Here is a 26,889-nt window from a genome sequence, read left to right as displayed (position 1 = left end):
AGGTGTGACACCTGAGGAGATGGAGACGGTCCGCCCGCGCTTGGAGGCGTTCGCGGCGGAGATGCTCGGTTCACTGGCGCGGCGGGACCAGCGGGCCAAGGGTGAGTTGTACCTGCGCGGGCTGATGCTGGACGGTAAGCGCAAGTCGATGCAGCCGATGGCCGAGCGTCTGGGTGTGGACCATCAGCAGCTCCAGCAGTTCGTCTCCTCTTCCACCTGGAACTGGGGCAAGGTCCGTGAGCGGCTGGCCCGTTGGGCTGCGGCTCACATCTCGCCCGAGGCGTACGCGATCGATGACGTGGGCTTCCCCAAGGACGGCTACGACTCGCCGGGGGTGGCGCGGATGTACTGCGGCGCGCTGGGCAAGCGCGGAAACTGCCAGGTCGGGGTCAGTGTCAACCTGGTGTCCGACCGTGCCTCCTCGGCGGTCGACTGGCGTCTGTTCCTGCCCGAGAGCTGGGACGACGCCAAGAACGCGGACGATGCGCTGCTGGCCGAGGCGATCCGCCGCCGCCGGACGAAGGCCGGCATCCCCGACAGCGAGCGGCACCGGGAGAAGTGGCGCCTGGCCCTGGACATGCTGGACGAGGTTCGCGGGGACTGGGAGCTGCCCGACCTGCCGGTGGTCGCCGACGCCGGCTACGGGGACGCGACAGGCTTTCGCGAGGGCCTGAGCGAACGTGGGCTGGCCTACGCGGTCGCGGTCAAGGGCAGCACCACCGCCTACCCGGGTGACGCCGTCCCCCGGCGCCCGCCCTACAGCGGCCAGGGCCGCCCGCCCGGCCCGGCGTACCCCGACCCCCACACCACCTTGCGCCAACTCGCCCTGGACGAAGGACGATCCACGCTACGGACGGTGACCTGGCGCCAGGGCAGCAAGACCACCAGGAACAACCCCCGCGCCGAGATGCGCTCACGATTCCTCGCACTGCGCGTCCGCCCGGCCAACCGCACGATCCGCCGCGCCGTGGACGGTTCCCTGCCCGAGTGCTGGCTGCTGGCCGAGTGGCCGCCCGGCGCCGCCGAGCCCACCGACTACTGGCTGTCCACCCTGCCCGCCGACACCCCACTGCGCGAGCTGGTCCGCATCTGCAAGATCCGCTGGCGCATCGAGCACGACTACCGCGAACTCAAGGACGGCCTGGGCCTGGACCACTTCGAGGGCCGCAACTTCCCCGGCTGGCACCGCCACACCACCCTCGCCTCCCTCGCCCAAGCCTTCTGCACCCTGCTCAGACTCGACCCAAAAGCCCCTGCGCCGGCCTGACCCTCTACGCGGTCCTCCGCGAACTCCAAGCCCTCCTGGCCACCTGGACCGGCGCCTGCTCCATATGCGGCCAACCCGCCCCGGCACCCGAACCACACCACCGCACCTAACAAAGCCCTACTAGGCGCACTGTCAGTGAGACTTCGTCGAGCAGCAGCCTTTTCGCCGCGCGTCACGGTGATATCGCGCAGCGAGATCTGTGTAGGCACGGGCACCTCCGAACTCGGACAGCCACAGCAGCGGAAGCAGCAGCGACCAGCGGGGAACTGCCGGGAATGACCCCAAGCCGCCCGCCGACTCCCATCAAACGCAACCATTGTCGCATTAAGCGTGAGTGTGGCACGCTGGAACGCACTAACGCAACAGGAGTAGCAATTGACCGAACGAAGAGTTCCCCCGGAGACCGCTGTTCCGGCAGCCCCGCTCGCCCCTGGTAGCCGCCGCCCCGGAGGTCGCACCGCTCGCACCCGCGCGGCGGTCCGGGATGCCGTCCTCACCGGGCTCGTCGAGCATGGCTACCCGGGCCTCTCCGTCGAATACGTCGCCGAGCATTCCGGCATCCACAAGACGACCCTCTACCGCCGCTGGGGAAACCTCGAAGGACTGGTCGTGGATGCCCTGGATCTGGCCGGGGAGGACAGCTGGACACCGCCCGACACCGGAACCCTGGAGGGAGATCTGCGCGCCCTCGCACACACGACGGCCGCCGCCTTCACCGACCCCGACACAGCGGCCGCGCCGACTGCGTTCGTCGCCGCGGCCTTCCAGTCCCGGCGCGCCGCCGAGGCGCTGCGCGGCTTCTACGCCGAACGGTTCGCCCGCTGCGAGGTCATCGTCGCGCGCGCTGTCGCGCGCGACGAACTGGACCAGCGCACGGACGCAGGAGCGCTGGTCAGGGCAGTGGCCTCCCCCTTGTTCTTCAGGCTGTTCATCACCCGTGAACCCATCGACGAGAGGCTGGCCGACCAGTCCGTGGACGCGGCGCTGGCAGCTGCCCGAGCGGGCGTCTTCAGCACCCCGCCCACCTCGGCCTCGGCCGCACCCGCCTGACCAGCGACCCAACCGCCCACGTGCACAACCTCGACCGCGCCAGTCATCCGACCGAACCCGGCCCGGCCAACCGCCCGCACCGTCCGTCCGTCCGTCCGTCCGTCAGATCACACCGTCCAGGACGGTTCGAGCTGCACCACGTCTCCTGCCACAGCCGCCACATCGTCCTCGGTCTGCGCCCGTTGCGTCAGCCGCTCGATGCTCCCCGCCCGGTACTTGCCACGCTCGGCGCTCGACTGCCACATGGACAACACAAGGAACTCGTGCCCCGGCGCCTCGCCGAACACCCCCCTCAGCATCCCCGGAGAGCCGGCCATCGCCGGGTTCCACACCCTCTCCTGCATCAGTGCGAAATGCTCGACCCGGTCCTCGTGCACCTTGCTGTGCGCCACCCTGACGACATCCGCATCGGTGAAGCGCGGCTCAAAGCCGGTCTTCACATCGAAGCGGTACTCGAACAGCTTGACCTGGATGCTGCTGTACGTGCCGGACTGCGCTGCGGCCAACCCGTCGTGGGCACGCGCCATGAACGAGTCGTAAAAGACGCGGTTCTCCCAGAAGGCGAAAACATGCGCCACTTCCGGACGCCCTCGGCTCCACCCGCCGCCCTGACCCCTGAATCCCGGCTCACCCAGCAGCCCCGCCCACTTTCGCTGTCCCCGTTCAAAGCCTCGACGGTCCACCACGGTGCAACGAATCCACTTGACCAGCACCGCGCCATCGTACGGTGCGGACCCTGGCGCGGGTCACGCTCTGATGGAGTACACCCGAACCGATCGCCGAGAAACGCAGAATGATCTCCAGGGCCTCGCTGCACACCAACCCCCTGTTCTCCCGCCTCGAACCCGCCCACCGCGTCCTCGTCACGGGGGTCGGGGGCGGGTTCGACATCTATGCGGACTCCCGATCGCGCTCTCCCTGTTCCACCAGGGCAAGCAGGTCCAGCCCGCCAATCTGTCTTTCAGCGCTCTCGAAGGACTGCCCCTCGACGCCTGGCTCGCGCCGGACGTCGCCGCCATCACCCCCGAATCGGCCCTCCACCAGGCCTACTTCCCGGAACGCACTCTCGCTCGGCGGCTCGCCCTGCACGGCTACCCGAGCACTGTGCATGCCTTCTCCCTAGTGGGCGTGCAACCGCTGCGAGCCGCCTACCGGGCGTTGATCGAGAAGTACGACGTCGATGCGGTCGTCCTGGTCGACGGCGGTACGGACATCCTGATGCCCGGTGACGAATCCGGCCTCGGCACTCCGGAGGAGGATCTGACCAGCGCCGCAGCGCTCGCCACAATCGACGTACCGGAGCGCCTGGTTGTGTCCATCGGCTTCGGCATCGACGCGTATCGAGGGGTGAGTCACGGCCTCGCGCTGGAGAACATCGCCGCTCTCGAACGCGACGGTTCACGCCTCGGCTTGTTCTCCGTATCCCGAAACACTCGCGTGACTTCGTCGATCCCCACTACTGCCTGCTCGATAAAGCCACTCGCGAAGGCACCCTCTTCGTCGACGCGGTGGCGCACGCGCACCATCACACCCCCGACCACCCCAGCATCGTCAACGGGTCGATTGCCGCAGCCGCCCAAGGAGCCTTCGGGGACGTACAGTTCACCTCGCGCACGCGTGGTAGCGAACTCTTCATCAACCCTCTGATGACGCTCTGCTTCGCCTTCGAACCGGACGCGGTGGCCCGCAACTGCCTCTATCTCGACCGCATCGAGGACACCCATCTCATCCGTCAGGTCAGCAGCGCCATCGAGACCTTCCGCGAAAAGGTCCGGCAGCGACCGCCCCGCCGCATTCCGCACTGAACCAGCGAACCGGCAATCCGGCGAACGCCGAACCGTCGATCGACACAGTGGCCCGATTCCGCCCCTGGCTGCCAAGCCGGTTGGATCCACGGTCCGTTACCGACATGATCGGGTGGTATGAACGGCCCGACGACCCAGCGGCGAACCAAGGAGGGAAGTCCGATGAGCACGCCCAACAAGGACATCGAGAAGGTCGAAGTCAGGCTCAAATGGGATCCCAGTCCTCCGGGTGCCCCGGCCCATGACCTCGACATCATCGCGGCGACCTACCTCACGAATGTGCCGTACGGCAGTCCGGCGTACCTCGTGCACTTCGACAGCCGCTCGCCGGACGGCACCATCACCCTCAACCGCGACAGCAGGACCGGCCAGGGCTTCGGTTTCGACGAGGTGATGACGCTGGAACTGGGCCGGTTGTCGACCGCGTACACCCGGGTCGTCGTCGGAGTCGCCATTCAGCAGCGCGACGGCCACAAGACATTCGCCGAGATAGCGAATACCGGTGTACAGGTCCGGGAGGGCTACACGAATCTGGCGGAGGACGACTTCTCCGCGGTCGGCGCCGCCACCGCGGCAACCGTCGCGGAGTTCGTCCGCAGCGCCTCCGGTGTCTGGGAGTTCCACGCCACGGTCCGGGGCTTCGACGGTGACCCCGATTCGTTCGCCGCAACGATGGGAGGCCGTACGTCCGGAGCCTGACGCCTCGCGGGACACGGTCCGCACGGCAACCGGCCGAACGGCCCCGGTCCCGGCCGCTGCTGCACGACGCAGAGGACCGCTGCTGCACGACGGAGGGGACCAGGCTCGCAATCAGCCGCGTTCGAAACAGTGCGAGTGGCCGATGACGGAGAGGCCGCGGCGCTCGTACCAGTGGCGCGGCCAGTCGGCCGCATCGGCGGTCAGGAACCGGGTACCGCAGTCCGCGTCGGCGGCCAGGCGCAGGGCGGTGGTCAGGACGGCGTCGGCGTAGCCGCGCCTGAGATGGGCCTCCGAGGTGATCAGGTCCTCGATCTGGGCCGTGCCGGTTGCCGGGTCCAGATAGAGGTCGGCCCATGAGGCGACCTCGCCCTCCTCCGCGCGGGCACCGATGAAGTGAACGATGTCGGCTCCGCGCCTGCGAGCCTCGCGTCGGTCGACGAGGTGGCGTACGACCTCGTCGTCGACGTCCGGAAGGAGGCCCCGCCATCGCCGGGTGAGCGGGGTACGTATCGCGTCGAGGTCCATCTCCTCCGCAGGTCCGCCGGCCGGCACCGGGCCTGCGTGCAGCATGACCAGATAGGTGGAGTGGGTGTATCCGGCCCGGATCAGCGGCTCTGCGCATGCCGTTCCTGCTGCGTCGTCAAGGACGGAGATCATTCGGTGTGGCAGATGCCCCAGTGCCTCCTCCGCGATGGCCGGCAGCGCCTCGGGGTCGACGGCCGTGTCGACGACGACCTGGTTGTTCGCGCGGGAATGGGCGAAGGCGTCGTCATATACAGCGAACCCGCCAGGGAGGTCCACGGTGTGCGCAGCCTGGCGGCGGGCGAAGGCGGACAGGAAGGCGTTGATCCGCTGAAGTTCTGAGCTTGGCATGTGGGGAGCCTATGCAGCCGTGCACCATGGCTGCCTTCGAATTGCCCCACGGGGTTCGCTTCCCGGGGCCCCTCAAGGCCTCTTCGCCCTCGAGGTCCTCCTGGCTGCTGAGCCACGGAACGTGGGGTTTCGGGACGAGGTGCCGGCTGTCGGACGGCGCAGGAAACCGTGGAGGCGAAGCCAGTGGGTAGTGCCGGAGTCCAGCCCGGGCGGCCGAGACCGCTATGGGCCGCTACGGCCGCACGGCCGCCCAGCCGTCCGGCATCGCCTCGAACACGCCTGGAGTCGCGTCGAGACGCACGACCCCGGAGGCCGGCACCCAGGACGCAGAACCTGAGAGATCAGCGGCTCTCGTCACAAGGCATGGAACGCGACGTCGACGGATCGCTTGTGCGACGTCTCTCGTCTTCGCAGATCCAAGACGCGCGAGAGGGTGCCGACCGGTGGTCGGCACCCTCTCTCAAGTGGAGCTCAGCGCCCTCAGCAGCAAATATTCACTGTTGCATCAGACGCAGTTGCGCTCATTGTCAGCTGCAACCGCTGGTCGAGCCGCAGCCCTCGCAGATGTAGCAGGACCCGGCGCGCTGCATCTTCGTACCGCAGGAGAAGCAGAGCGGTGCGTCCGCACTGATGCCCAGCTGCATCTCGACGAGCTCCGCCGAGGTGTGCGCCGTCATCGGCGCCGGCTTCTCGGCCTCCTGTACAGGGGCCACCGCCTTCAGGGGCTCCGTCCGCACCGGGGCGGACTGGGCCAGGGCTTCGACGTCCAGCTCGTCGTCCTCCAGGGAGGGCTCGTACGAACCGGTGTCGAGGTGACGCTGACGCTCTTCGGCTGAGTGGATGCCGAGTGCCGAGCGGGTCTCGAAGGGCAGGAAGTCCAGCGCGAGGCGGCGGAAGATGTAGTCGACGATCGACTGCGCCATCCGCACGTCCGGGTCGTCCGTCATACCGGCCGGCTCGAAGCGCATGTTGGTGAACTTCGAGACGTACGTCTCCAGCGGGACGCCGTACTGCAGACCGACCGAGACGGCGATGGAGAAGGCGTCCATCATGCCCGCGAGGGTGGAGCCCTGCTTGGACATCTTCAGGAAGACCTCGCCGAGACCGTCGTCCGGGTAGGAATTGGCGGTCATGTAGCCCTCGGCGCCGCCCACCGTGAAGGAGGTGGTGATGCCGGGACGGCCCTTGGGGAGGCGCTTGCGGACCGGGCGGTACTCGACGACCTTCTCGACCGCGCTGCGGATGGTGTCCTCGGCCTTGGCCGTGACTGCATCCGTTGCGGGCTTTCCCTTCTCCTTGGTCTTCGCGGAGAGCGGCTGCCCGACCTTGCAGTTGTCGCGGTAGATCGCGAGCGCCTTGACGCCCATCTTCCACGCCTCGAAGTAGACCTCTTCGACGTCCTCGACGGTGGCCGTCTCCGGCAGGTTGACCGTCTTGGAGAGCGCGCCGGAGATCCACGGCTGGATAGCGGCCATCATGCGCACATGGCCCATCGCGGAGATGGAACGCTCGCCCATCGCGCAGTCGAAGACCTCGTAGTGCTCGGCCTTGAGACCGGGGGCGTCGATCACATTGCCGTGCTCGGCGATGTGGGCGACGATCGCCTCGATCTGCTCCTCCTGGTAGCCCAGGCGGCGCAGGGCCTGCGGGACGGTGCCGTTGACGATCTGCATCGAGCCGCCGCCGACCAGCTTCTTGAACTTGACCAGGGCGAGGTCGGGCTCAAGGCCGGTGGTGTCGCAGGACATCGCGAGACCGATGGTGCCGGTGGGTGCGATGACCGAGGCCTGCGCGTTGCGGAAACCGTTCTTCGCGCCGAGGCGGATGACGTCCTGCCAGGCCTCCGTCGCGGCGGCCCAGATCGAGTTGTCCAGGTCGTCCATGTGGACGGCCGCGGCGTTCGCATCGGCGTGCTGCTTCATGACGCGCTGGTGCGGCTCGGCGTTGCGGGCGTAGCCGTCGTACGGGCCGACGACCGCCGCGAGCTCCGCGGAACGCTTGTACGAGGTGCCGGTCATCAGCGAGGTGATGGCACCGGCGAGGGCGCGGCCGCCGTCGCTGTCGTACGCGTGGCCGGTCGCCATCAGCAGGGCGCCGAGGTTGGCGTAACCGATGCCCAGCTGGCGGAAGGCGCGAGTGTTCTCGCCGATCTTCTGCGTCGGGAAGTCGGCGAAGCAGATGGAGATGTCCATCGCGGTGATGACCAGCTCGACGACCTTGGCGAAGCGCTCGGACTCGAAGGACTGCTTGCCCTTGCCGTCGTCCTTGAGGAACTTCATCAGGTTCAGCGAGGCCAGGTTGCACGAGGTGTTGTCCAGGTGCATGTACTCGCTGCACGGGTTCGAGCCGTTGATCCGGCCGGACTCCGGGCAGGTGTGCCACTGGTTGATCGTGTCGTCGTACTGGATGCCCGGGTCGGCGCAGGCCCAGGCGGCCTCGGCCATCTTACGGAAGAGGGACTTCGCCTCGACCTCTTCGATGACGTCACCGGTCATCCGGGCACGCAGCCCGAACTTGCCGCCGGACTCGACGGCCTTCATGAACTCGTCGTTCACGCGGACCGAGTTGTTGGCGTTCTGGTACTGGACGGACGTGATGTCGTCGCCGCCCAGGTCCATGTCGAAGCCCGCGTCGCGCAGGGCGCGGATCTTCTCCTCTTCCTTCACCTTGGTCTCGATGAAGTTCTCGATGTCGGGGTGGTCGACATCGAGAATGACCATCTTGGCCGCGCGTCGGGTGGCGCCACCGGACTTGATCGTTCCGGCGGAGGCGTCGGCGCCGCGCATGAAGGAGACCGGTCCGGAGGCGTTGCCACCGGAGGACAGCAGTTCCTTGGAGGAGCGGATACGGGAGAGGTTCAGGCCGGCGCCGGAGCCGCCCTTGAAGATCATGCCCTCTTCCTTGTACCAGTCGAGGATCGACTCCATGGAGTCGTCGACGGCCAGGATGAAGCAGGCCGAGACCTGCTGCGGCTGGGGCGTACCGACGTTGAACCAGACCGGCGAGTTGAAGCTGAAGATCTGGTGCAGGAGGGCGTACGCCAGCTCGTGCTCGAAGATCTCGGCGTCTGCGGGAGAGGCGAAGTAGCCGTGGTCCTCGCCGGCCCTGCGGTACGTCTTCACGATCCGGTCGATGAGCTGTCGCAGACCGGTCTCGCGCTGCGGGGTGCCGACAGCCCCGCGGAAGTACTTGCTGGTGACGATGTTGACCGCGTTCACCGACCAGAAGTCGGGGAACTCGACGCCACGCTGTTCGAAGTTGATCGAACCGTCGCGCCAGTTGGTCATGACGACGTCACGGCGCTCCCACGTCACCTCGTCGTACGGATGCACGCCGGGGGTGGTGTGGATGCGCTCGATACGCAGACCCTTGCTCGACTTGGATCCCTTGGCTCGGGAACCTCGTGCCGGGCCGCTCGCCGTCTCTGTCATGCCGCCTCCCATATGTGGGCAAAAACGCCCTGAAGTGCCCAGAACTTCCCGGGGCACAGTCTGTCTCTGATACTCCGTGTGCCGCGCACAGCACCCGGAGCAGGTCTATACAGCCGCCTGCCGCCGATCCACGGACCCGTGCCCACCGGCCGGTGTCGTTCAGTCGGCGGCGACGGCGGGCACGGGGACCTCAAGGGTCTCGCCGGTCCCGCGTTCCTCCACGGGAGACCGCCGCTCGCGGAGTTCCGCGATGGCGGCCTCGAAGTCCTCAAGTGTGTCGAACGCCCGGTACACGGACGCGAAACGCAGGTACGCGACGAGGTCGAGTTCCTGCAGGGGGCCGAGGATGGCCAGACCCACGTCATGGGTGGTCAGCTCGGCGCTGCCGGTGGCGCGCACCGCCTCCTCGACCCGCTGGCCGAGCTTGGCGAGGGCGTCCTCGGTGACCGGCCGCCCCTGGCATGCCTTGCGCACGCCGGAGATGACCTTGATACGACTGAAGGGTTCGGTCACACCGCTGCGCTTGACCACCATCAGCGAGCAGGTCTCCACCGTCGTGAAGCGGCGGGAGCAGTCGGGGCACTGACGGCGACGGCGGATCGACGTGCCGTCATCGGTGGTGCGACTGTCGACGACCCGGCTGTCGGGGTGCCTGCAGAAGGGGCAGTGCATAGCTCCCAACCCTCCTTCACAGCACGACTGAATGGCCTCTTCAGGGCCCGCCAGGGCCCCTCGAAGCAGTCTCAAGCATAGGCGATGGCCGCACTCCCGGCGGACCGGGGACCACAACTTCTGGGCGGCTGGAGCAATCCAACCACTAGATCTTGGGTTTGGTCGCACATTCGGCCCCGGCGCGTGTCGCGCGTCGCGGGCGGCCAGCAGGCAGCGTACGGCCGACCACGAGGTTACGGGAACCGCGCGGCTGCCAGGTTGTCGGGGCCCCACCTGTCGAACCCCGACACCCCCCCCACCGGAACCGGACCGCACCCTTCTCGCCCCCCGGGCGTCGACCGGAAGGACACCCCGCGTGGCGACGACGCACCGGCGGACGCTAGCGTAATGAGCCGGATCGCCACCCGGGCCGACCGCCCGAGCCAACCGGTCGGTCCGACCGGCCGGCCCCGAAGGGGGCCCCGGCCGCCTTCGCATCGCGCATACACCCAGCAGTGAACACACGACAGACTTTTATTAGTTTTTCACTCGAACGTGTGTTTGGCGCAACCTTTCGAAAGCTACTACCGTTGTCCAGCTAGGGAGACCATTCGAGAGGGGCCGACGTGACCACCACCGCAGACAGTGCCACCATCACTGCCCAGGACCGCTCCCAGAGCCGACTCGAGCCGGTGCATGCCATGAATGACTCAGTCACGAACACGGAGGGGCCGGAACCCGTGCGCCCAGCGCGCTCGCTACCCGGCCGACCTCCAGGAATCCGGGCGGACAGCTCGGGGCTCACGGACCGGCAGCGGCGCGTGATCGAGGTGATCCGGGATTCCGTGCAGCGGCGCGGGTACCCGCCCTCGATGCGGGAGATCGGTCAGGCAGTGGGCCTGTCCAGCACGTCCTCCGTCGCCCATCAGCTGATGGCCCTGGAGCGCAAGGGCTTCCTTCGTCGCGATCCCCATCGCCCCCGGGCGTACGAGGTCCGTGGCTCGGACCAGCCCAGCTCGCAGCCCACCGATACGACCGGGAAGCCCGCGGCGTCGTACGTGCCGCTCGTCGGCCGGATCGCAGCGGGTGGCCCGATCCTCGCCGAGGAATCGGTCGAGGACGTCTTCCCGCTGCCCCGCCAGCTGGTCGGTGACGGTGAGCTGTTCGTCCTCAAGGTCGTCGGTGACTCGATGATCGAGGCGGCGATCTGCGACGGCGACTGGGTCACCGTGCGCCGCCAGCCCGTCGCGGAGAACGGCGACATCGTGGCAGCCATGCTGGACGGCGAGGCCACGGTCAAGCGCTTCAAGCGGGAGGACGGCCATGTGTGGCTGCTCCCCCACAACTCCGCGTACCAGCCGATCCCTGGCGACGAGGCGACGATCCTCGGCAAGGTGGTGGCGGTGTTGCGGCGGGTGTGATGACTCGCCGGCTCCGACCGGGCCCCGGGATCCACTGCGCCGATCCCGGGGCCCTGCCTGTGCCATCGTCCGCCCCGGGTCCACGGACATCGGACACCGGGGCGGACGGGCTACTGGCCGTTGGCCTTGGCCGTCGCGTCGATGGCGGCGAGTGAGCGGCGCGCCTGGTTGCGGTCGGTGGTGTACCAGAAGTCGGGCAGCGAGGCTCGCAGATAGCTGCCGTACCGGGCGTTGGCCAGCCGCGGATCGAGCACCGCGACGACTCCCTTGTCGCCCGTGGCCCGGACCAGTCGGCCGGCGCCCTGAGCCATCAGCAGCGCGGCGTGCGTCGCCGCGACAGCCATGAACCCATTGCCACCGGCCTCCTCGACCGCCTTCTGGCGTGCGCTCATCAGCGGGTCGTCGGGGCGTGGGAACGGGATCCGGTCCATGACCACCAGCTGGCAGCCGGCACCGGGCACATCGACGCCCTGCCAGAGCGACAGCGTGCCGAAGAGGCAGGTCTCGGGATCGGCCGCGAAGTTCTTGATCAGCTCTCCGAGGGTCTCCTCGCCCTGCAGCAGGATCGGCTTGTCGAGCCGGCCGCGCAGTTCCTCGGCGGCGGCCTGGGCCGCCCGCATGGACGAGAACAGTCCCAGGGTGCGCCCGCCCGCCGCTTCCACCAGCTCGGCGAGCTCGTCCAGCATGTCGGTGCGGGAACCCTCGCGACCCGGCGTGGCCAGATGCCTGGCGACGTACAGGATGCCCTGCTTCGGGTAGTCGAAGGGCGACCCTACGTCGAGCCCCTTCCACTGCGGAACGTCGTCGCCCGTGGTGCCTTCGGGAGCGAGTCCGAGCGACGCCCCCACTCCGTTGAAATCCCCGCCGAGCTTGAGCGTGGCCGAGGTGAGGACGACGGACCGTTCGGTGAAGAGCTTCTCGCGCAGCAATCCGGAGACGGAGAGCGGGGCGACCCGCACGGACGCGCCGAAACGGTCGTGCCGCTCGTACCAGACGACGTCGTACTCCGAGCCCTGGGTGATGCGTTCGGCGACGCCATGAATCGTCTCCACCGCCGCCAGGGCCTGCTTGCGGACGGCGTCCTCGTCCTGGACGGACTTGTCGCGGGAGGCGCCGATGGATGAGATCACCGTACGCGCTGCGTCGCGAAGCGCCAGCAGTGCGTAGCCGAGGTCCTCGGGGACCTCCTCCAGACGGCCGGGCAGCGCCAGCTCCATCACCCGCTCGAAGCCCTCCGACGCGGTCTGCAGGGCGTCGGCGGCCTTCTCGTTGACCAGCTTGGCCGCGCGGCGCACGGCGCGGTTGACCTGGCCGGGGGTGAGCTCGCCGGTGGCGACTCCGGTGACCCTGGAGACCAGCTCGTGCGCCTCGTCGACGATCAGAACCTCGTGCTGCGGGAGCACCGGAGCGCCTTCGATGGCGTCGATGGCGAGGAGGGCGTGATTGGTGACGACGACGTCGGCGAGCTTGGCACGCTCGCGGGCCAGCTCCGCGAAGCACTCCGCGCCGTACGCGCACTTGCTTGCGCCCAGGCATTCGCGGGAGGACACCGAGATCTGCGCCCAGGCACGGTCGGAGACGCCCGGGGTGAGGTCGTCACGGTCGCCGCTCTCGGTCTCGTCCGACCAGTCCCGCAGGCGTAGGAGATCCTGACCGAGCTTGCTCGACGGGGCCGCGGCCTCGAACTGGTCGAAGAGCCCCTCCTCCTCGTCCTGCGGCGCACCTTCATGGAGCCGGTGAAGGCAGAGGTAGTTCGACCGGCCCTTGAGCATGGCGAACTGGGGACGTCTGCGCAGCAGCGGATGCAGGGCGTCGACCGTACGCGGAAGGTCGCGCTCCACGAGCTGGCGTTGCAACGCCAGGGTCGCCGTGGCCACGACGACGCGCTCCCCGTGCGCCAGCGCGGGCACCAGGTAGCCGAGGGACTTGCCCGTGCCGGTACCGGCCTGGACGAGCAGATGGGCGTTGTCGTCGACAGCCTCGGCAACAGCCGTGGCCATGGCGGCCTGGCCAGGCCGTTCCGTACCGCCGACGGCGGTCACGGCGGCGTGCAGGAGATCGGAGAGGGATGGCTTCGTCATAGCCCGACCACCCTACGGGGCACCACTGACAACGGCGATCACTCCCGGACTCAGACGGAGGGGTGGAGCGGGTTCGGCACAGTCCCGTGGATCGCCGCGTGCGGGCGACGGGAGCGGTCCCGGTAGCCGTCCACATGCAGACGGTTGCGGTTCAGACAGAGACGTTCGATGCGGGGCGTCAGCATGTCGAACAACTCGAACCTCTCCTTGAGCTCGGGAAAACGGGCGTGATGCCGCAGGATCTCGGCCCGCACGAGTGACCAGAAATCGGCCTCCGGGACTCCGAGCTGTTCCTCGCACAGCGGGGAGAGGAACCGGAAGACACCGATGAACAGTCCGGCGTGAATGAACTGGGTGAGGAAGGAGGGCTCCTCCATGAGGAGGATGTCGCGTACGTCCTGCGGCATCGACTCGTGCTCCGGCAGCGGCTGGGAGCTGATGTTCACATCGTCCACGAAGTCCTTGATCGCCAGGCGCACCGGTACGTCCTGTTCGTCGAAGACGACGATGGCGTTCTCGCCGTGCGGGGAGAACACGGTGCCGTAGCGGTAGAGGAAGTGCAGCAGCGGTGGGAGCAGCGCCGCGAAGAGCCGGGTCAGCCAGGCGGTGGGAGTCAGTCCGGAACGGGCGACGAGCTCGGCCGTGAAGGCGCGGCCCCGGGGGTCGGTGTGGAGCAGCGAGGCGAGCGTCCGGGCCCGTTCGCCCGGCGCGAGCCTGGGCTGGAGGGGCTCTCGCCAGATCGCGCCGAGGATCTCCTTGAACTGGTACGGCGTCTCGGGGAGGCGGTCGTAGAGCGGATGTTCGACGGCCACGGAGGCGACCTCGCCGAGCAGGATGACGCCGCAGGTGTCGCGGAGGAAGGTGTCCCCGTCGCGCAGGCCCTGGACCCAGGTGGTGACTGCGGGGGCCGCGAGGGTGCGTTCGGTCGGAAGGCCCCGCCAGACCAGCGTGTTGAGGATCGACAGGGGCAGTTTGACGGTATGCCGGTCGGGGCGGGTCACATTGGCGAAGGTGCGGATGGACTGTTGCGGCAGCCGGAGGTCCGCGTCGGCATGGAGCGGAACGATGTCGCCTGCGGCGATGGCCGGGGCGAAGACCGGAACGATCCATTCATCCCATTGCCAGGGGTGCACGGGAAGACAGAGGTAGCCGTCGGGGTCGAGGTTGCGGGCGCGGAGCACGGCGGCGAAGGAGTCGCGGACCGACGGGTCGAGTTCCTGTGCGTACAACTGCTCGGGAGCCGCCAGGCCGGGCACTCCGCGGTAGGCGGCGATCCGGGTGGAGACAGCGATCCACGGCAGCCCGACCGGCCTGCGGGCCTCGGGCGTGTAGCGGGCCGCGTCGGTGGCGGAGAAGCCGAGGCGCCCTTTGTTGGCGACGAGCCAGGGGTGGCCCGTCTGGTGCCCTTCCAGCTCGGCGTAGTCGAGGTCGGCCAGCCGGGCGGCGGAGAGCGCGGTGTGGTCCAGCCGGGCGTCGGCGGCGAGGGTGGTGGTGATCTCGCGGATGAGGTGGCCGAGGGTGGCGCCGTCGATCCGGAGGAGGTGGCGAGCGCGGGCGAGGAACTGCAGCGGATCCCGGAAGGGGACGGCGCCACCGTTCCGGTCCTGCAGCGGATCCCGGAAGGGGACAGGCACGCCGTTCCGGTCCAGCGGCGGATCGGCGGGCCCGCCGCGGCCGCTGTCACGCGGCCGTTCTACGGACGCGCCCCGGTCGCTGTCACGCGGCCGTTCCGCCGGTGCGTCCCCGTCGCTCGTGCCTGCCGCTCCGGCTTGTGCCTCCAGGACGCCCCCGGACGTCTCCAGGATCGACTCGGGGGCAATGTGCCAACCGCCGTACACACCCCTCCGGGCGCTGAAAGACAGCGTTCCACCGTCGTCGAGCGTGAGGGTGTACGTATCGCCGCCGTCGGCCTGCCCGAGCGGTTCGGTGGCTTCCCGTTCGATGGCTTCCGGCTCGATGACTTCCTCGTAGGCGAATTGACCGAGCATCTTCGCGAGCAGTCGGGCGGCGGCTCTGTCCCAGACCGTCCGGTTCAGTTCTGGCGTGCTGAGCAGCGCGTCGGACTCCGCTGAATCATGGCTCGCAGGATATTTCGGCACGGGGACTCCTCCGGGTGGAACCGATGGGGTTCGAGCGGTGTACGCGTTGCAGCGGTTCGTTCAGTGCGTTCGGTTCTTTCACAGCTGGGCACGGTGGGTTCGGTCGCGGATCATCAGGGCGGCTCGTTTGTCGGGGAGTTCGACTTCCGCGAAGAAGCGGAAGCCGGCACTCAGGAAGGCGGAGACGGACGGGGTGTTACGCAGATCGGGCTCCGCGACAACCCGCGCGCACAGGGGGCGGTTGTCGAGTACGAGGTCGGCGACGGCCCGGAGCAGGGTCGTACCGACACCGCGTCCACGGTCGTTCACGCCACCGATGAGAAGGTGGATTCCGGTGTCGTGCGGGCGAGCGGGGTAGTGGCGCGCCAGCGGATCGAGATCCGCGCGGTAGATCTCCCAATAGCTCATGGGGACGCCGGCCAGCACGCCGAGGCACGGGACGCTGCGTCCATCACCGTCGAGCTGAGGACGCAGATGAGCGACTGTGACGGCTTCGGATCCGGCGAGTTCCCAGAACGCCGAGACCGCCGCGTCGTTCATCCAGCGGCTGATCACGGCGAGATCGCGCTCCAGCCGCACGGGGACGAGTTGGAACACACCGGCCGGGGTGGCCACCGGCCCCCAGTCTGCGGGGTGGTCGAGCAGAGCGGAGGAGGCCGCTCTGCTCACGGTCGCCCGCGCGCCCGCGGCCGGGCCCGCGCCATCCGGTGCGGATGACGCGGGCCCGATCGGCGGCAGCGGTTGTACGGCGGTGGCCGGTGTGTCCTCCCCGAACACGGCGAGGAGTTCTTCGGAGAGCGGCAGGTCCAGGGTGTCGTCGGTGCCCGTGTCGGTCTGTGGGGCAGGTCCGGGACCGGCGTCGGTGTGCGCATCGGCGGGAGCCACGGTGTTGCTCTCCTCTCGGCGGTTCAGGCGGTGGTCATCGTCCTTCAGACATACAAGGGGTTGGCAATGGTGACGTACACGGACTGGGTGTCGACAGGCCCGACGAGCTCGTCGAGGCCGTGCAACCGGGTCAGCAGATTGGCCTTGCACCGCAGTTGGGGGTTGTCCAGCAGATGTGCGGGCAGCGGTGAGCCGAGTGCCGTGGCAGAGCCGAGGAACCGACGGAACGCGGCGATGAGCACGTGCTCGTCGGCGAGGCGCTGGGCGCCGAAGGCTCCGATCAGGCCGAACACATTGTTGATGCCGAGGTAGTAGGCGAACCGTTCGTCGGTGACCGCGTCGGAGACGAAGGTGTCGCTGACCGATCCGATGCCGGGGAGCCGGTGCTCCAGTGCTGCGCGGTGGGACTCCCGGAAGTAGTAGCCCTGGTTGTCGCGGTACCGGCCGCCGACGGGCCAGCCGTGCGGGTCGAGCAGCACCAGGGTGTTCTGCTGGTGGGCTTCGAGCGCCACGCCCGCGTGGGCGTCGAGCCAGAGCACGGGGCGTACGACGCGGTCGAGGTAGCGCAGGAACCACTCGGTGGCGACGGCTCCCACAGCTCTTCCGGTAGCGGCGGCCAGGGAGAGAACGATCTGGACGAGGCGGGAACACATGCCGGCCCGGCCGGGCCAGGGGCGCGGGGCAGTGAGCGCGGCGATGCAGACGGCGTCGTCGTACAGGCCGAACGGGTTGTGGCGCAGCATCACGTCGAGGCCCGCGACGGGCTCTCCGTCCGGGCCGTCGACGGCGAGCCAGGCGGGGTCGCGGACGATGTCGAAGCCCGGGTGGACGGCGTGCCACTGCGCAGCGAGTCCGCTGCGGAGCAGCCGGTGGACCTCTACTCCGCGGTGGAGTTCCTTGCGGAGGTTCTCACGACGGGAGTTGGTGATGCGGACACCGAGGGAGAGCTTGAGCATGACCTCGGCACCTGGCTGATGCACGGTACGGACGGAAGAGGTGGGGTGCCAGTGCTTCCCGTGCGGTCCCAGGTCGTGAAGGAGTCCGGCGTCGAGCAGGGCGATCACTTCGGGCCGGTGGCCGAGTTCGCGGGCCTGCCAGGGGTGGAGCGGAATCGGTGCGGTGTTGTCGGGGAGCCGCACTCCTCCGGCGTGGGAGGTGACCAGTTCCGTGGCCGGTACGGGACGCCCTCCGTCGGTCCAGGCGGAGTCCGTGGCCAGCACGGACCGGTCGACGGCCATCCAGTGCAGCGGGAAGGAGCCGTGCAACTCGGGTGAGTAGCGGCGGGATTCGGAGTCGGAAAGGCCCTCGCGGCTCTTGGGGGTGGGGTGGAGCGGGTGTCCCAGGAGAAGTGACTGCTCGGCGGTGAGGAAGAAGTCCGCTTCCGGCGGAGCGTCCGGAGTGCGGCGCCGTTCGGCGATGAAGCCGGCGGTCCGCCGTACCGAGTCGGCGACCCGGGCCACCAAGTCGGCGCCTTCGTGGTGGTCGGCCTCGCGCCCCAGGAGAGCGGCGACCGTGACGGCGTCGGCCGTCGGCGCTCCTTCGGGCGCCCCCTCCAGGACAGGCGTGCCGAAGCGGTGCCAGCCCGTCGCGGACCAGTAGACGACGGGGACGAGCAGTGCGGTTCCGCTTGCGGGGAGGGGGATCCGGAGGGTGTCCCCGGCCGGCCGGGAAAGGTCGCTCTCCCGGACCCAGCAGCGGAGCAGGTTCTCGGCACCCGCCGTGTCGGCGGCGCGCAGCGGATCCGGATGGTCGAGGAGATCGGCGGGTGCCGCGCCGGTGTTCGGGCACTTCGGGGCGTAGCGCTCGTCGTGCGGTGCCGCCTTCTGGCGCGGCACGGTGGTGTGCTCGACGACGAGGTTGCCGGTGTATGCGTCCTGTCCTCGCTGCTGGGTGGGGGGAGGGCCGTCGGCCTGGGGCGCGGGGGTGGGGTTCACGGCGGTCTTCCTTGTGATGGTGTCCGGGGTCAGCGGATCGACCCGGTCGTGTTCCTGCGGTGCGGCAGACGCTCGGCGGCTGCCAGGGCGTCGGCGAGGCGGTCCACGACCGCTGTTGCCTGTTCGTCGGTGAGAGTGAGGGGCGGCAGGAGCCGCACGACGGTCGAGTGGCGTCCGCCGAGTTCGACGATGAGCCCGCGGCGCAGACATTCCTGTTGGACGGCGGCGGCGAGGGCCGGGGCGGGCGGCGGCTCGGGGCTGCCGCCCTGCGGGGCGGCCTCGGGGTCGACGAGTTCCACTCCGATCATCAGGCCCCGTCCGCGGACGTCTCCGATGGACGGGTGGTCCGTGGCCAGTACCTGAAGGCGTGCGATCATCCGGGCGCCGAGCATCGCGGCGCGCTCGGCGAGCTGGTTCTCCCGCACGAAGGAAAGGGTGGCCGTACCGGCCGCCATCGCGAGTTGGTTGCCCCGGAAGGTGCCGGCGTGGGCGCCCGGTTGCCAGGTGTCGAGCTCGGAACGGTAGACGATCACCGCGAGCGGGAGGGAACCGCCGATGGCCTTGGAGAGCACCATCACATCGGGCACGATCCCGCTGTGTTCGACCGCCCAGAAGGCACCGGTGCGGCCGACGCCCGTCTGGACCTCGTCGGCGATCAGGGGGATGGACCGGGTCTCGGTGATCTCGCGCATTCGGCGCATCCAGTCGTCGGGGGCGGGGTTCACGCCGCCCTCCCCCTGCACCGGTTCGAGGATCATGCCGGCCGGCGCGGGTGCGCCTCCCTTGGGATCGTCCAGGAGGCTCTCGGTCCACCGGGCGGCCGTCTCCGCGCCGCGATCGCCGCCGATACCGAAGGGGCAGCGGTAGTTCTGCGGGAAAGGCAGCCTCGTCACCCGTACGTCCTCGGCGCCGCCCGAAGCGGCCAGGGCTCCCGCCGTCATCCCGTGGTAGGCGCCGGTGAAGGCGAGAAGTCCGCTGCGTCCGGTCGCGGCACGGACCAGCTTGAACGCCGCTTCCACGGCGTCCGTACCGGCAGGTCCGCAGAACTGGATCCGGGCGTTGTCGGCGAACTGCCGCGGCAGGGTGGCAAACAGCTCCGTGGTGAAGGCGTCCTTGACCGGGGTCGCGAGGTCGAGCACGTGCAGCGGTGCACCCGAGTCGATCACTTTCCTGATCGCCTCCAGGACCACCGGGTGGTTGTGCCCGAGCGCCAGGGTGCCTGCCCCGGAGAGACAGTCGAGGTATCGCCGCCCGTCCGCACCCTCGATCGTCATCCCACGGGCCCGTACCGGCACGATCGGCAGTGAGCGCGCGTAGGTACGGGCGGCGGATTCGCGCAGCGATTGGCGGCGCAGGATCCCCTCGTGCACCGCCGGTACTGCCACCGGAGCTGGTTCGGTCACGGCCACGGCTGTTGGTCCTCCTGCTGTAACAGTTGCGTTGCACGTCAGTTCGTCGGCGTACGGACGGACTACGGGGATGAACGCTGTCCTCGAGTCCCTCGCACGTACCAACGACGCCGGTCGCGGTGGATCACGGGTAAATCCGAAGATCCTTGCGGGGGCGGAACCATGGCCCTGCTGCGTACCGTCCCCATCGGCACCGGCATAGTGGGGGCCGCACGGAAGGCTCGGACAGTGTTTCGGATGTCCGCCGGACGTTCGGAGCAGATGGCTCGGAGCGTTGCCGAAGTGCAGTAAAGAAGCCTTGAGTTACGAAGTCCCAGGGGGATCACCACATGCGACTCATTCGACCAGTTCCCGCCATCCGTCGGGGGAGCGCAGGCCGCACGCGTTCCTCGGCGCTCGCTGTGGCCGCGGTCGCCGCGGTCCTCGCGCTCACCGCCACCGCCTGCGGGCCCGACGAGGACAATGCCGGCAACAAGCCGAGCGCTCCGGCCGACGCGTCCTCGCACGGCAAGATCACCATTCCGGACGATCTGAAGGACCGGCTCAAGGAACACGGGATCGACCTCGACCAGTGGAAGAACGGCGAGTGGAAGAACTGGGACAGGGACAAGTGGCTGCGCGAGGCCAAGGACTTCGTCAATCCGATCATCGAGGGCCTCTGGGACCCGGAGCGGATGCGGGAGGCCGACAAGTCGCCGGAGAAGCCGGTCGACAATGACATCTCGGGCGATGCGGGCGTGACGGACCCGACGCCCGCGCCGGTCCAGGCCGCCGGCGTACGGACGCCGTACCACGCCAATGCCGCGGAGTCCGGGAAGCTGCTGTTCGACAGCCCCGAGGGTTCCATGGTCTGCTCCGCGACCGTGGTGAAGGACCCGGCGCACCCAGGGAAGTCCAACCTGGTGTGGACCGCCGGACACTGTGTGCACGCCGGCAAGAAGGGCGGCTGGTACCGCAACATCGCCTTCGTGCCTTCGTACAACAACAGCGGTCTGTCGACCGCCGAGCTGGAGAAGGCGAGCAAGCAGGAGATCGCGCCCTACGGCGTGTGGTGGGGTCAGTGGGCGCAGGCGTCCGACCAGTGGATCTCGCAGGGCTCCTCGGTCGGCGGGCAGGGCGCCCCGTACGACTTCGCGGTGCTGCACGTCACGCCGGAGAAGGGCTCGACGGGCAAGTCCCTGGAGGAGACGGTCGGCTCCGCGCTGCCCGTCGACTTCAACGCCCCGGCCGTGCCGGAGATCGCCGGCATGACGGCCACCGGCTTCCCGGCCGCTCCGCCGTACGACGGTCAGAAGGCGTTCCAGTGCGCCGACAAGCCGGGCCGGCTCTCGCTGGCCGCGCAGGACCCCACGATGTACCGCATCGGCTGCACCATGACCGGCGGTGCCTCCGGTGGTGGCTGGGTCGCGGCGGGCCAGGACGGCAAGCCCGCACTGGTGTCGAACACCTCTATCGGCCCGGTGACGGCAGGCTGGCTGGCCGGGCCGCGCTTCGGCAAGGAAGCCAAGGGCGTCTACGAATCGGTCAGCAAGAAGTACGCGGGACAGTGACGACGGACCGTCACCCGGGCCGGTCCGGGTGACGGTGACGGTCCGTCGGAGCCCCTTGCGCGACAGTTGCCCGCCGGGGGCCGGAAGGCCGAACGACCGATGGCCCGCTCCCGACGAGGGGAGCGGGCCATCGGTCCGTACTGAGCTGTACCGCGCTTGCCGTCAGGGCGCCACGGGGACGAACGAGGAGAGCTCAGCCGCCAGTTCCTCATGGACCCGGGCGTTGAGCAGGGTGCCCTCCGACGTGTGTTCCTCGGAGATCACCTCGCCCTCGGCGTGCACCCGGGAGACGAGTCCACCCTGGGTGTACGGCACGAGCGCCTCGATCTCGACCGAGGGCCGGGGCAGCTCCGAATCGATGAGGGCGAGCAGCTCGTCGATGCCGGCTCCGGTACGCGCCGAGACGGCGATCGCGTGCTTCTCGATGCGCAGCAGCCGCTGCAGCACCAGCGGATCGGCCGCATCCGCCTTGTTGATCACCACGACCTCGGGCACGTCCACCGCGCCCACGTCGCGGATCACCTCGCGCACCGCGGCGAGCTGCTCCTCCGGCACCGGGTGCGAGCCGTCCACCACGTGCAGGATCAGATCGGATTCGCCGACCTCCTCCATGGTGGAGCGGAACGCCTCGACGAGGTGGTGCGGCAGATGCCGTACGAACCCGACGGTGTCGGCCAGGGTGTAGATCCGGCCGCTCGGCGTCTCGGCCCGGCGCACGGTCGGGTCCAGGGTGGCGAACAGGGCGTTCTCCACGAGGACGCCCGCACCGGTCAGCCGGTTGAGCAGCGAGGACTTGCCCGCGTTGGTGTAGCCGGCGATGGCGACCGACGGCACCCTGTTGCGCTTGCGTTCCTGGCGCTTGATGTCGCGGCCGGTCTTCATCTCCGCGATCTCCCGGCGCATCTTCGCCATCTTCTCGCGGATCCGACGCCGGTCCGTTTCGATCTTGGTCTCACCGGGACCACGGGTGGCCATTCCGCCACCGCCGCTGGAACCGCCGCCGCCCATCTGACGGGAGAGCGACTGACCCCAGCCGCGCAGCCGCGGCAGCATGTACTGCATCTGTGCCAGCGAGACCTGTGCCTTGCCCTCCCGGGACTTGGCGTGCTGAGCGAAGATGTCGAGGATCAGGGCGGTCCGGTCGACCACCTTGACCTTGACCACGTCTTCCAGGTGGATCAGCTGGCCGGGGCTGAGCTCGCCGTCGCACACGACGGTGTCGGCCCCTGATTCGAGGACGATGTCGCGCAGCTCCAAGGCCTTGCCCGAGCCGATGTAGGTGGCCGGGTCGGGCTTGTCGCGGCGCTGGAACACGGCGTCGAGCACCAGGGCGCCCGCCGTCTCCGCGAGTGCGGCCAGCTCCGCGAGGGAATTCTCCGCGTCCTGCGCGGTCCCCGAGGTCCAGACGCCGACCAGCACCACACGCTCCAGGCGCAGCTGCCGGTACTCGACCTCGGTGACGTCCTCGAGCTCGGTGGAGAGTCCCGCCACACGCCGCAGCGCGGCGCGCTCCGAACGGTCGAACTGCTCGCCGTCCCGCTCTCCGTCGATCTCGTGGCTCCAGGCGACGTCCTCTTCCATCAGGGCGTCGGCCCGAAGGCTCTCGGTGAGGCTCTCGGTGACATTCTCCGTAGCGCTCTGCGCTTCCTGCGCGTCCTGGGGAAGGGAAGAAGAGGAGGTCATTGGATCCTTACGTCGATGGAAGTCCGTTACATCAGTCACAACGCGTGACCTTTCCCGATGATTCCCGCTGTCGGAAATCCACGGTGGGGCCGCCGCGGCGACCCGACGATAGTGGCATGGTCCGCGGGGCCCGTCACTCGGGTTTACCGCTGTCCGGCGGGTTCGGCGCTTTGCCAGTCCGGGTGCCCCGGCATGGGCGGGGTCTTCGCGCCGTACAGCCAGCCGTCGAAGAACGTGGTCAGGTCGCGGCCCGCGGTCTGTGACGCCAGCCGGACGAAGTCCACGGTGGCGGCGTTCGAGTCGCGGTGCTTCTTCACCCACGTCCGCTCCAGGCGGTCGAACGCGCTCTCGCCGATCTCCTGGCGCAGCGCGTAAAGGACCAGTGCGCTGCCGTCGTACACCACCGGCCGGAACAGGCTGAGCTTCTGTCCGGGCGCCGGAATGTCGGGGCGGGCCGGCGGTCCGCCCGCGGCGCGCCAGCCGTCGGACTTGGTGTACGCCTCGCGCATGCGGCCTTCCAGTGCCTTGCCGGCGTGCTCCTCGGCGTAGCGGGCCTCGTACCAGGTGGCGTGTCCCTCGTTGAGCCACAGATCGGACCAGGCTTGCGGGGAGACGCTGTCGCCGAACCATTGGTGGGCGAGCTCGTGCACCATGATCGACTCGACGTACCACTCGGGGTAGGCGGTCTGGGTGAACAGGGACCGTTCGAAGAGCGAGAGCGTCTGGGTCTCCAGCTCGAAGCCCGTGTCGGTGGCGGCGACCAGCAGTCCGTACGTCTCGAAGGGGTAGCGGCCGACCTGCTGTTCCAGCCATTCCAGCTGAGCGGGCGTCTTGGCCAGCCAGGGTTCCAGCTGCTTGCGGTCGGCGCTCGGCACCACGTCACGCACCGGCAGTCCGTTCGGCCCGGTGCGTCGCAGGACGGTGGAACGGCCGATGGTGACCTGGGCCAGTTCGGTGGCCATGGGGTGTTCGGTCCGGTAGGTCCAAGTGGTGTCGGCACCGTGCCGGACCGTGCCCGCGGGCAGGCCGTTGGCGACCACCGTGAGGTCCTTGGGCGCGGTGATCCGGAAGGTGAAGAAGGCCTTGTCGGCGGGGTGGTCATTGCTCGGGAAGACCCGGTGCGCGGCGTCGGCCTGATTGGCCATGGCCAGTCCGTCGGCGGTGCGCAGCCAGCCGCCGGTGTCCCGGTCGCCGCGCGGGTCGCTGGTGTGCCGGACGGTGATGTGCAGCGGCACTCCGGCCGGGAGCCGGGCGGGCGGCTTGATGACCAGGTCCTCGTCCGCCACGGCGAAGTCGGCGCGCAGACCGTTGATTTCGACCGTATGGACCGTGCCCCGGGTGAAGTCGAGGTTGATCCGGTCCAGCGGTTCGGTGGTCCGCGCGTCGATCGTCGTGACGGCGTCCAGCGGCTTGCTGTTGCTGCCGTGGTAGGTCAGTCCGATGTCGTACGAGAGGACGTCGTACCCGGGATTGCCGAGGTGCGGGAAGAGCGGATCGCCGATGCCGAGCGGCACGGGTGAGGGGAGGGCGGCGGCAACGAGGGTGGCCGATGCGGTGGCCAGCAGAGCGGCCCGCAGACGGCGGGAGATGAACGGCATGAACTACCGCTACCAGCGACTCCCACCCGGGCAGGTGCGGCGCGCGCCGCGCCACTCGAACGAGATCACCGCGGCAGATGGCGCTGCACGGCGGAGCCGGACGGGGAGTCAGACGGTGGCTGTCGGGTGCTTGGCGCGGCTCACGTCGTACACCCCGGGTACCTCACGCATCGCGCGCATCAGCGCCGGCAGCCCTGCGGCGTCGGGGAGCTGCAAGGTGTAGGTGTGCCGCACGCGCTGTTCGCTGGGTGGTTCGACGGTGGCGGAGATGATCGCCGCGTCCGCCGCCGCGATCGCCTCGGTGAGGTCGGCGAGCAGCCGGGGCCGTCCGAAGGACTCGGCGACCAGGGTGACCCGGCATCCGGCCGCGTCGCCCCAGGTCACCGGGACCGGAACCCGGCCGACGGACTGCATCCGGGAGACGGAGGGGCATTCCAGCCGGTGCACGGTGACGGCGCCGCCGCGCACGACGAAACCGGTGACGGCGTCGGGGGGTACGGGGGTGCAGCAGCCCGCGAGACGTACGGTGGCGTCCAGCCGGTCCACCATGGCGTTCGCGGCGCGGACCCCGGGCCTGTCGCCGCCGGGACCGGCGGTTGTCTGGGGCTGTGGTCCGGGTGTCCTGGGCGCCGCGGGCCTGTTGCCGTGCGGACTCGGGGCGTCCTCGGGATGGGCGTCGAACCAGCCGGTGATGGCGATGCGGGCGGCGGGGGTGCGGGCGTGGTCGAGCCAGTCGGGCGAGGGGCCGGAACCGATGTCCTCGGTGAGCAGCAGTTGCACGGTGTCGCCGTCGCTCAGGATGGTGCCAAGGGTGGCGAGCCGGCCGTTGACCCGGGCACCGATGCAGCCGTGTGCCTCGTCCCCGTACTGCGCGTAGGCGGCGTCGACACAGCTGGCTCCGGCGGGCAGACCGAGCGTGCCGCCGTCGGTGTGGAAGACCGTGATCTCCCGGTCCTGGGCGAGGTCGGCGCGGAGCGTGGTCCAGAAGGTGTCGGAGTCCGGGGCGGATTGCTGCCACGAGAGGAGTCTGGAGAGCCAGCCGGGGCGGGTCGGGTCGGCGCGCTCTCCGTCCGCGGGTTCGGCGGTCTGGGGCCCGGAGCCGCTGTCCGCGGCGTACGGATTGCCGAGGGCGATGACGCCGGCCTCGGCGACCTTGTGCATCCGGTGCGTGCGGATGAGGACTTCGGCGACCGCCCCGTCGGGGCCCACGACCGCGGTGTGCAGTGACTGGTACAGGTTGAATTTGGGGGCGGCGATGAAGTCCTTGAACTCGGAGATCACCGGGGTGAAGCAGGTGTGCAGTTCGCCGAGTACGGCGTAGCAGTCGGCGTCCTCGCCGACGAGGACCAGCAGCCGGCCGAAGTCGGTGCCGCGCAGTTCGCCGCGTTTGATCCTGACCCGGTGCACGGAGACGTAGTGGCGCGGCCTGATGAGGACCTCTGCCGGAATGCCGGCCTCCCGCAGCACCGCCCCGACGTTCTCGGTGATGGCTGCGAGCGGGTCCTGGGCGCCCGCGGCACCAGAGGCGTCCGGGTGCGCAGACGCGGCGGCGATCAGCGCGCGGGTGTGTTCGTACTCCTCGGGGTGGAGGATCGCGAAGACGAGGTCCTCCAGCTCGGTCTTGAGTGCCTGCACGCCGAGCCGTTCGGCCAGCGGGATCAGCACGTCCCTGGTGACCTTGGCGATCCTGACCTGTTTTTCGGGGCGCATTACGCCGAGGGTGCGCATGTTGTGCAGCCGGTCGGCAAGCTTGATCGACATCACCCGGACGTCGTCCCCGGTGGCGACCAGCATCTTGCGGAAGGTCTCGGGTTCGGCCGCTGCTCCGTAGTCGACCTTCTCGAGTTTGGTGACGCCGTCGACGAGGTAGCAGACCTCTTTGCCGAACTGGTCCCTCACCTGATCGAGAGTCACCTCGGTGTCCTCGACGGTGTCGTGGAGCAGCGAGGCGGTGAGTGTCGTGGTCTCGGCGCCGAGCTCGGCGAGGATCAGCGTGACGGCGAGCGGGTGCGTGATGTACGGCTCGCCGCTCTTGCGCATCTGCCCGCGGTGCGAGGACTCCGCGAGTACGTAGGCCCGGTGCAGGACGGAGAGGTCGGCATCCGGGTGGTGGGCCCGGTGGGCCTCGGCGACATGGCCGATCGCGTCGGGCAGCCGGTCGCGGGAGACCGGGCCGAGCAGCGCGACGCGGCCGAGCCTGCGGAAATCGATCCGGGGACGGCCCCGTCTGCGGATGGGAGCACCTGGGTTGGTGGCCTCTGCACTCATGGGGCACCTCCGGCGACGTCGACCGGCGGTGGGAAGGTGCGGTCGCGCCTCCGGGCCGGTGCTTGATGCTACCGAGCCCACCACGTGGCGGAGTCCGCCTCTCGCTCAGCGTGAAACGGATCACCCATTCGAGCGAAGCTCCGGGGCCGCTCGTTTGGATCATGCCGGGCTCGCACGCCCCGGCA

The 26,889-nt window shown here is 69.2% G+C and carries 17 protein-coding genes and 1 pseudogene; 6 read left to right on the top strand and 12 right to left on the bottom strand.

Going from position 1 to position 26,889, the window contains the following annotated elements; all coding sequences use genetic code 11:
• Nucleotides 1-4 precede the first annotated feature (4 nt).
• Together OG306_RS28920 and OG306_RS28915 are read left to right on the top strand one after the other, a co-directional pair.
• Nucleotides 5-1,267 (top strand): IS701 family transposase, encoded by a 1,263-nt coding sequence (locus OG306_RS28920; RefSeq protein ID WP_371665068.1) that lies wholly within the window; start codon nucleotides 5-7, stop codon nucleotides 1,265-1,267.
• Between the two features lie 375 nt (nucleotides 1,268-1,642).
• The gene (locus OG306_RS28915; protein ID WP_266905210.1) at nucleotides 1,643-2,317 is read left to right on the top strand and encodes a TetR/AcrR family transcriptional regulator; all 675 of its coding nucleotides are present in this window, start codon (nucleotides 1,643-1,645) and stop codon (nucleotides 2,315-2,317) included.
• A 107-nt stretch (nucleotides 2,318-2,424) separates the two neighbouring features.
• Here the strand turns inward: OG306_RS28915 and OG306_RS28910 are convergent, their stop codons facing one another.
• On the bottom strand, nucleotides 2,425-3,030 hold the full coding sequence (locus OG306_RS28910; protein WP_327258682.1) for a YdbC family protein: 606 nt from the start codon (nucleotides 3,028-3,030) through the stop codon (nucleotides 2,425-2,427).
• A gap of 80 nt (nucleotides 3,031-3,110) precedes the next feature.
• Between OG306_RS28910 and OG306_RS28905 the strand changes: the two are divergent.
• A pseudogene (locus OG306_RS28905) lies at nucleotides 3,111-4,122 on the top strand (DUF1152 domain-containing protein).
• Between the two features lie 162 nt (nucleotides 4,123-4,284).
• A complete protein-coding gene (locus OG306_RS28900) occupies nucleotides 4,285-4,821 on the top strand; it encodes a TerD family protein (protein ID WP_266749137.1) in 537 nt (178 codons plus the stop codon).
• Between the two features lie 111 nt (nucleotides 4,822-4,932).
• Here OG306_RS28900 and OG306_RS28895 read toward each other — a convergent pair whose 3' ends face one another.
• The 3 genes from OG306_RS28895 to nrdR all read right to left on the bottom strand — a co-directional run bounded on the left by OG306_RS28895 (nucleotide 4,933) and on the right by nrdR (nucleotide 9,797).
• A complete protein-coding gene (locus tag OG306_RS28895) occupies nucleotides 4,933-5,694 on the bottom strand; it encodes a GNAT family N-acetyltransferase (protein ID WP_266749136.1) in 762 nt (253 codons plus the stop codon).
• Nucleotides 5,695-6,221: 527 nt separating this feature from the next.
• Nucleotides 6,222-9,125 (bottom strand): vitamin B12-dependent ribonucleotide reductase, encoded by a 2,904-nt coding sequence (locus OG306_RS28890; protein ID WP_266749135.1) that lies wholly within the window; start codon nucleotides 9,123-9,125, stop codon nucleotides 6,222-6,224.
• 159 nt (nucleotides 9,126-9,284) lie between these two features.
• Nucleotides 9,285-9,797 (bottom strand): transcriptional regulator NrdR, encoded by a 513-nt coding sequence (gene nrdR, locus OG306_RS28885; protein ID WP_266749133.1) that lies wholly within the window; start codon nucleotides 9,795-9,797, stop codon nucleotides 9,285-9,287.
• A 605-nt stretch (nucleotides 9,798-10,402) separates the two neighbouring features.
• Between nrdR and lexA the strand changes: the two genes are divergently transcribed.
• Complete coding sequence (gene lexA / locus OG306_RS28880) at nucleotides 10,403-11,197, top strand: transcriptional repressor LexA (protein ID WP_093898912.1); 795 nt, start codon at nucleotides 10,403-10,405, stop codon at nucleotides 11,195-11,197.
• 110 nt (nucleotides 11,198-11,307) lie between these two features.
• On the opposite strand, the gene OG306_RS28875 is transcribed toward lexA, so the two are convergent.
• The 5 genes from OG306_RS28875 to OG306_RS28855 form a co-directional block, all read right to left on the bottom strand.
• Nucleotides 11,308-13,278, bottom strand: coding sequence for an ATP-dependent DNA helicase (locus OG306_RS28875; RefSeq protein ID WP_266749132.1), 1,971 nt, complete (start codon nucleotides 13,276-13,278; stop codon nucleotides 11,308-11,310).
• 50 nt (nucleotides 13,279-13,328) lie between these two features.
• Nucleotides 13,329-15,377: an IucA/IucC family protein gene (locus OG306_RS28870; RefSeq protein ID WP_266749130.1), complete on the bottom strand. Its 2,049-nt coding sequence runs from the start codon at nucleotides 15,375-15,377 to the stop codon at nucleotides 13,329-13,331.
• Between the two features lie 78 nt (nucleotides 15,378-15,455).
• The gene (locus tag OG306_RS28865) at nucleotides 15,456-16,262 is read right to left on the bottom strand and encodes a GNAT family N-acetyltransferase (protein ID WP_266749129.1); all 807 of its coding nucleotides are present in this window, start codon (nucleotides 16,260-16,262) and stop codon (nucleotides 15,456-15,458) included.
• 44 nt (nucleotides 16,263-16,306) lie between these two features.
• Entirely contained in the window at nucleotides 16,307-18,196 is a 1,890-nt protein-coding gene (locus OG306_RS28860; RefSeq protein ID WP_266749128.1) for an IucA/IucC family protein, read from the bottom strand.
• A gap of 29 nt (nucleotides 18,197-18,225) precedes the next feature.
• Nucleotides 18,226-19,605, bottom strand: a complete 1,380-nt coding sequence (locus OG306_RS28855; protein ID WP_266749127.1) for a diaminobutyrate--2-oxoglutarate transaminase family protein — start codon at nucleotides 19,603-19,605, stop codon at nucleotides 18,226-18,228.
• A gap of 329 nt (nucleotides 19,606-19,934) precedes the next feature.
• Between OG306_RS28855 and OG306_RS28850 the strand changes: the two genes are divergently transcribed.
• Nucleotides 19,935-21,155, top strand: a complete 1,221-nt coding sequence (locus OG306_RS28850; RefSeq protein WP_266749126.1) for a trypsin-like serine peptidase — start codon at nucleotides 19,935-19,937, stop codon at nucleotides 21,153-21,155.
• 162 nt (nucleotides 21,156-21,317) lie between these two features.
• Here OG306_RS28850 and hflX read toward each other — a convergent pair whose 3' ends face one another.
• The 3 genes from hflX to OG306_RS28835 all read right to left on the bottom strand — a co-directional run bounded on the left by hflX (nucleotide 21,318) and on the right by OG306_RS28835 (nucleotide 26,704).
• Nucleotides 21,318-22,838: a GTPase HflX gene (gene hflX, locus OG306_RS28845; RefSeq protein WP_266749124.1), complete on the bottom strand. Its 1,521-nt coding sequence runs from the start codon at nucleotides 22,836-22,838 to the stop codon at nucleotides 21,318-21,320.
• 143 nt (nucleotides 22,839-22,981) lie between these two features.
• Nucleotides 22,982-24,436 carry a M1 family metallopeptidase gene (locus OG306_RS28840; protein WP_266749122.1) on the bottom strand — a complete coding sequence of 485 codons (1,455 nt, stop codon included), beginning with the start codon at nucleotides 24,434-24,436 and terminating at the stop codon, nucleotides 22,982-22,984.
• A gap of 108 nt (nucleotides 24,437-24,544) precedes the next feature.
• Nucleotides 24,545-26,704, bottom strand: coding sequence for a RelA/SpoT family protein (locus tag OG306_RS28835; RefSeq protein WP_266749120.1), 2,160 nt, complete (start codon nucleotides 26,702-26,704; stop codon nucleotides 24,545-24,547).
• Nucleotides 26,705-26,889 lie beyond the last annotated feature (185 nt).

Origin of the sequence: Streptomyces sp. NBC_01241, assembly GCF_041435435.1 — a bacterium.
Taxonomy (GTDB): domain Bacteria; phylum Actinomycetota; class Actinomycetes; order Streptomycetales; family Streptomycetaceae; genus Streptomyces.
The sequence above is the reverse complement of the archived record's forward strand: the minus strand, read 5'-3'. Positions and strand labels throughout refer to the sequence as shown.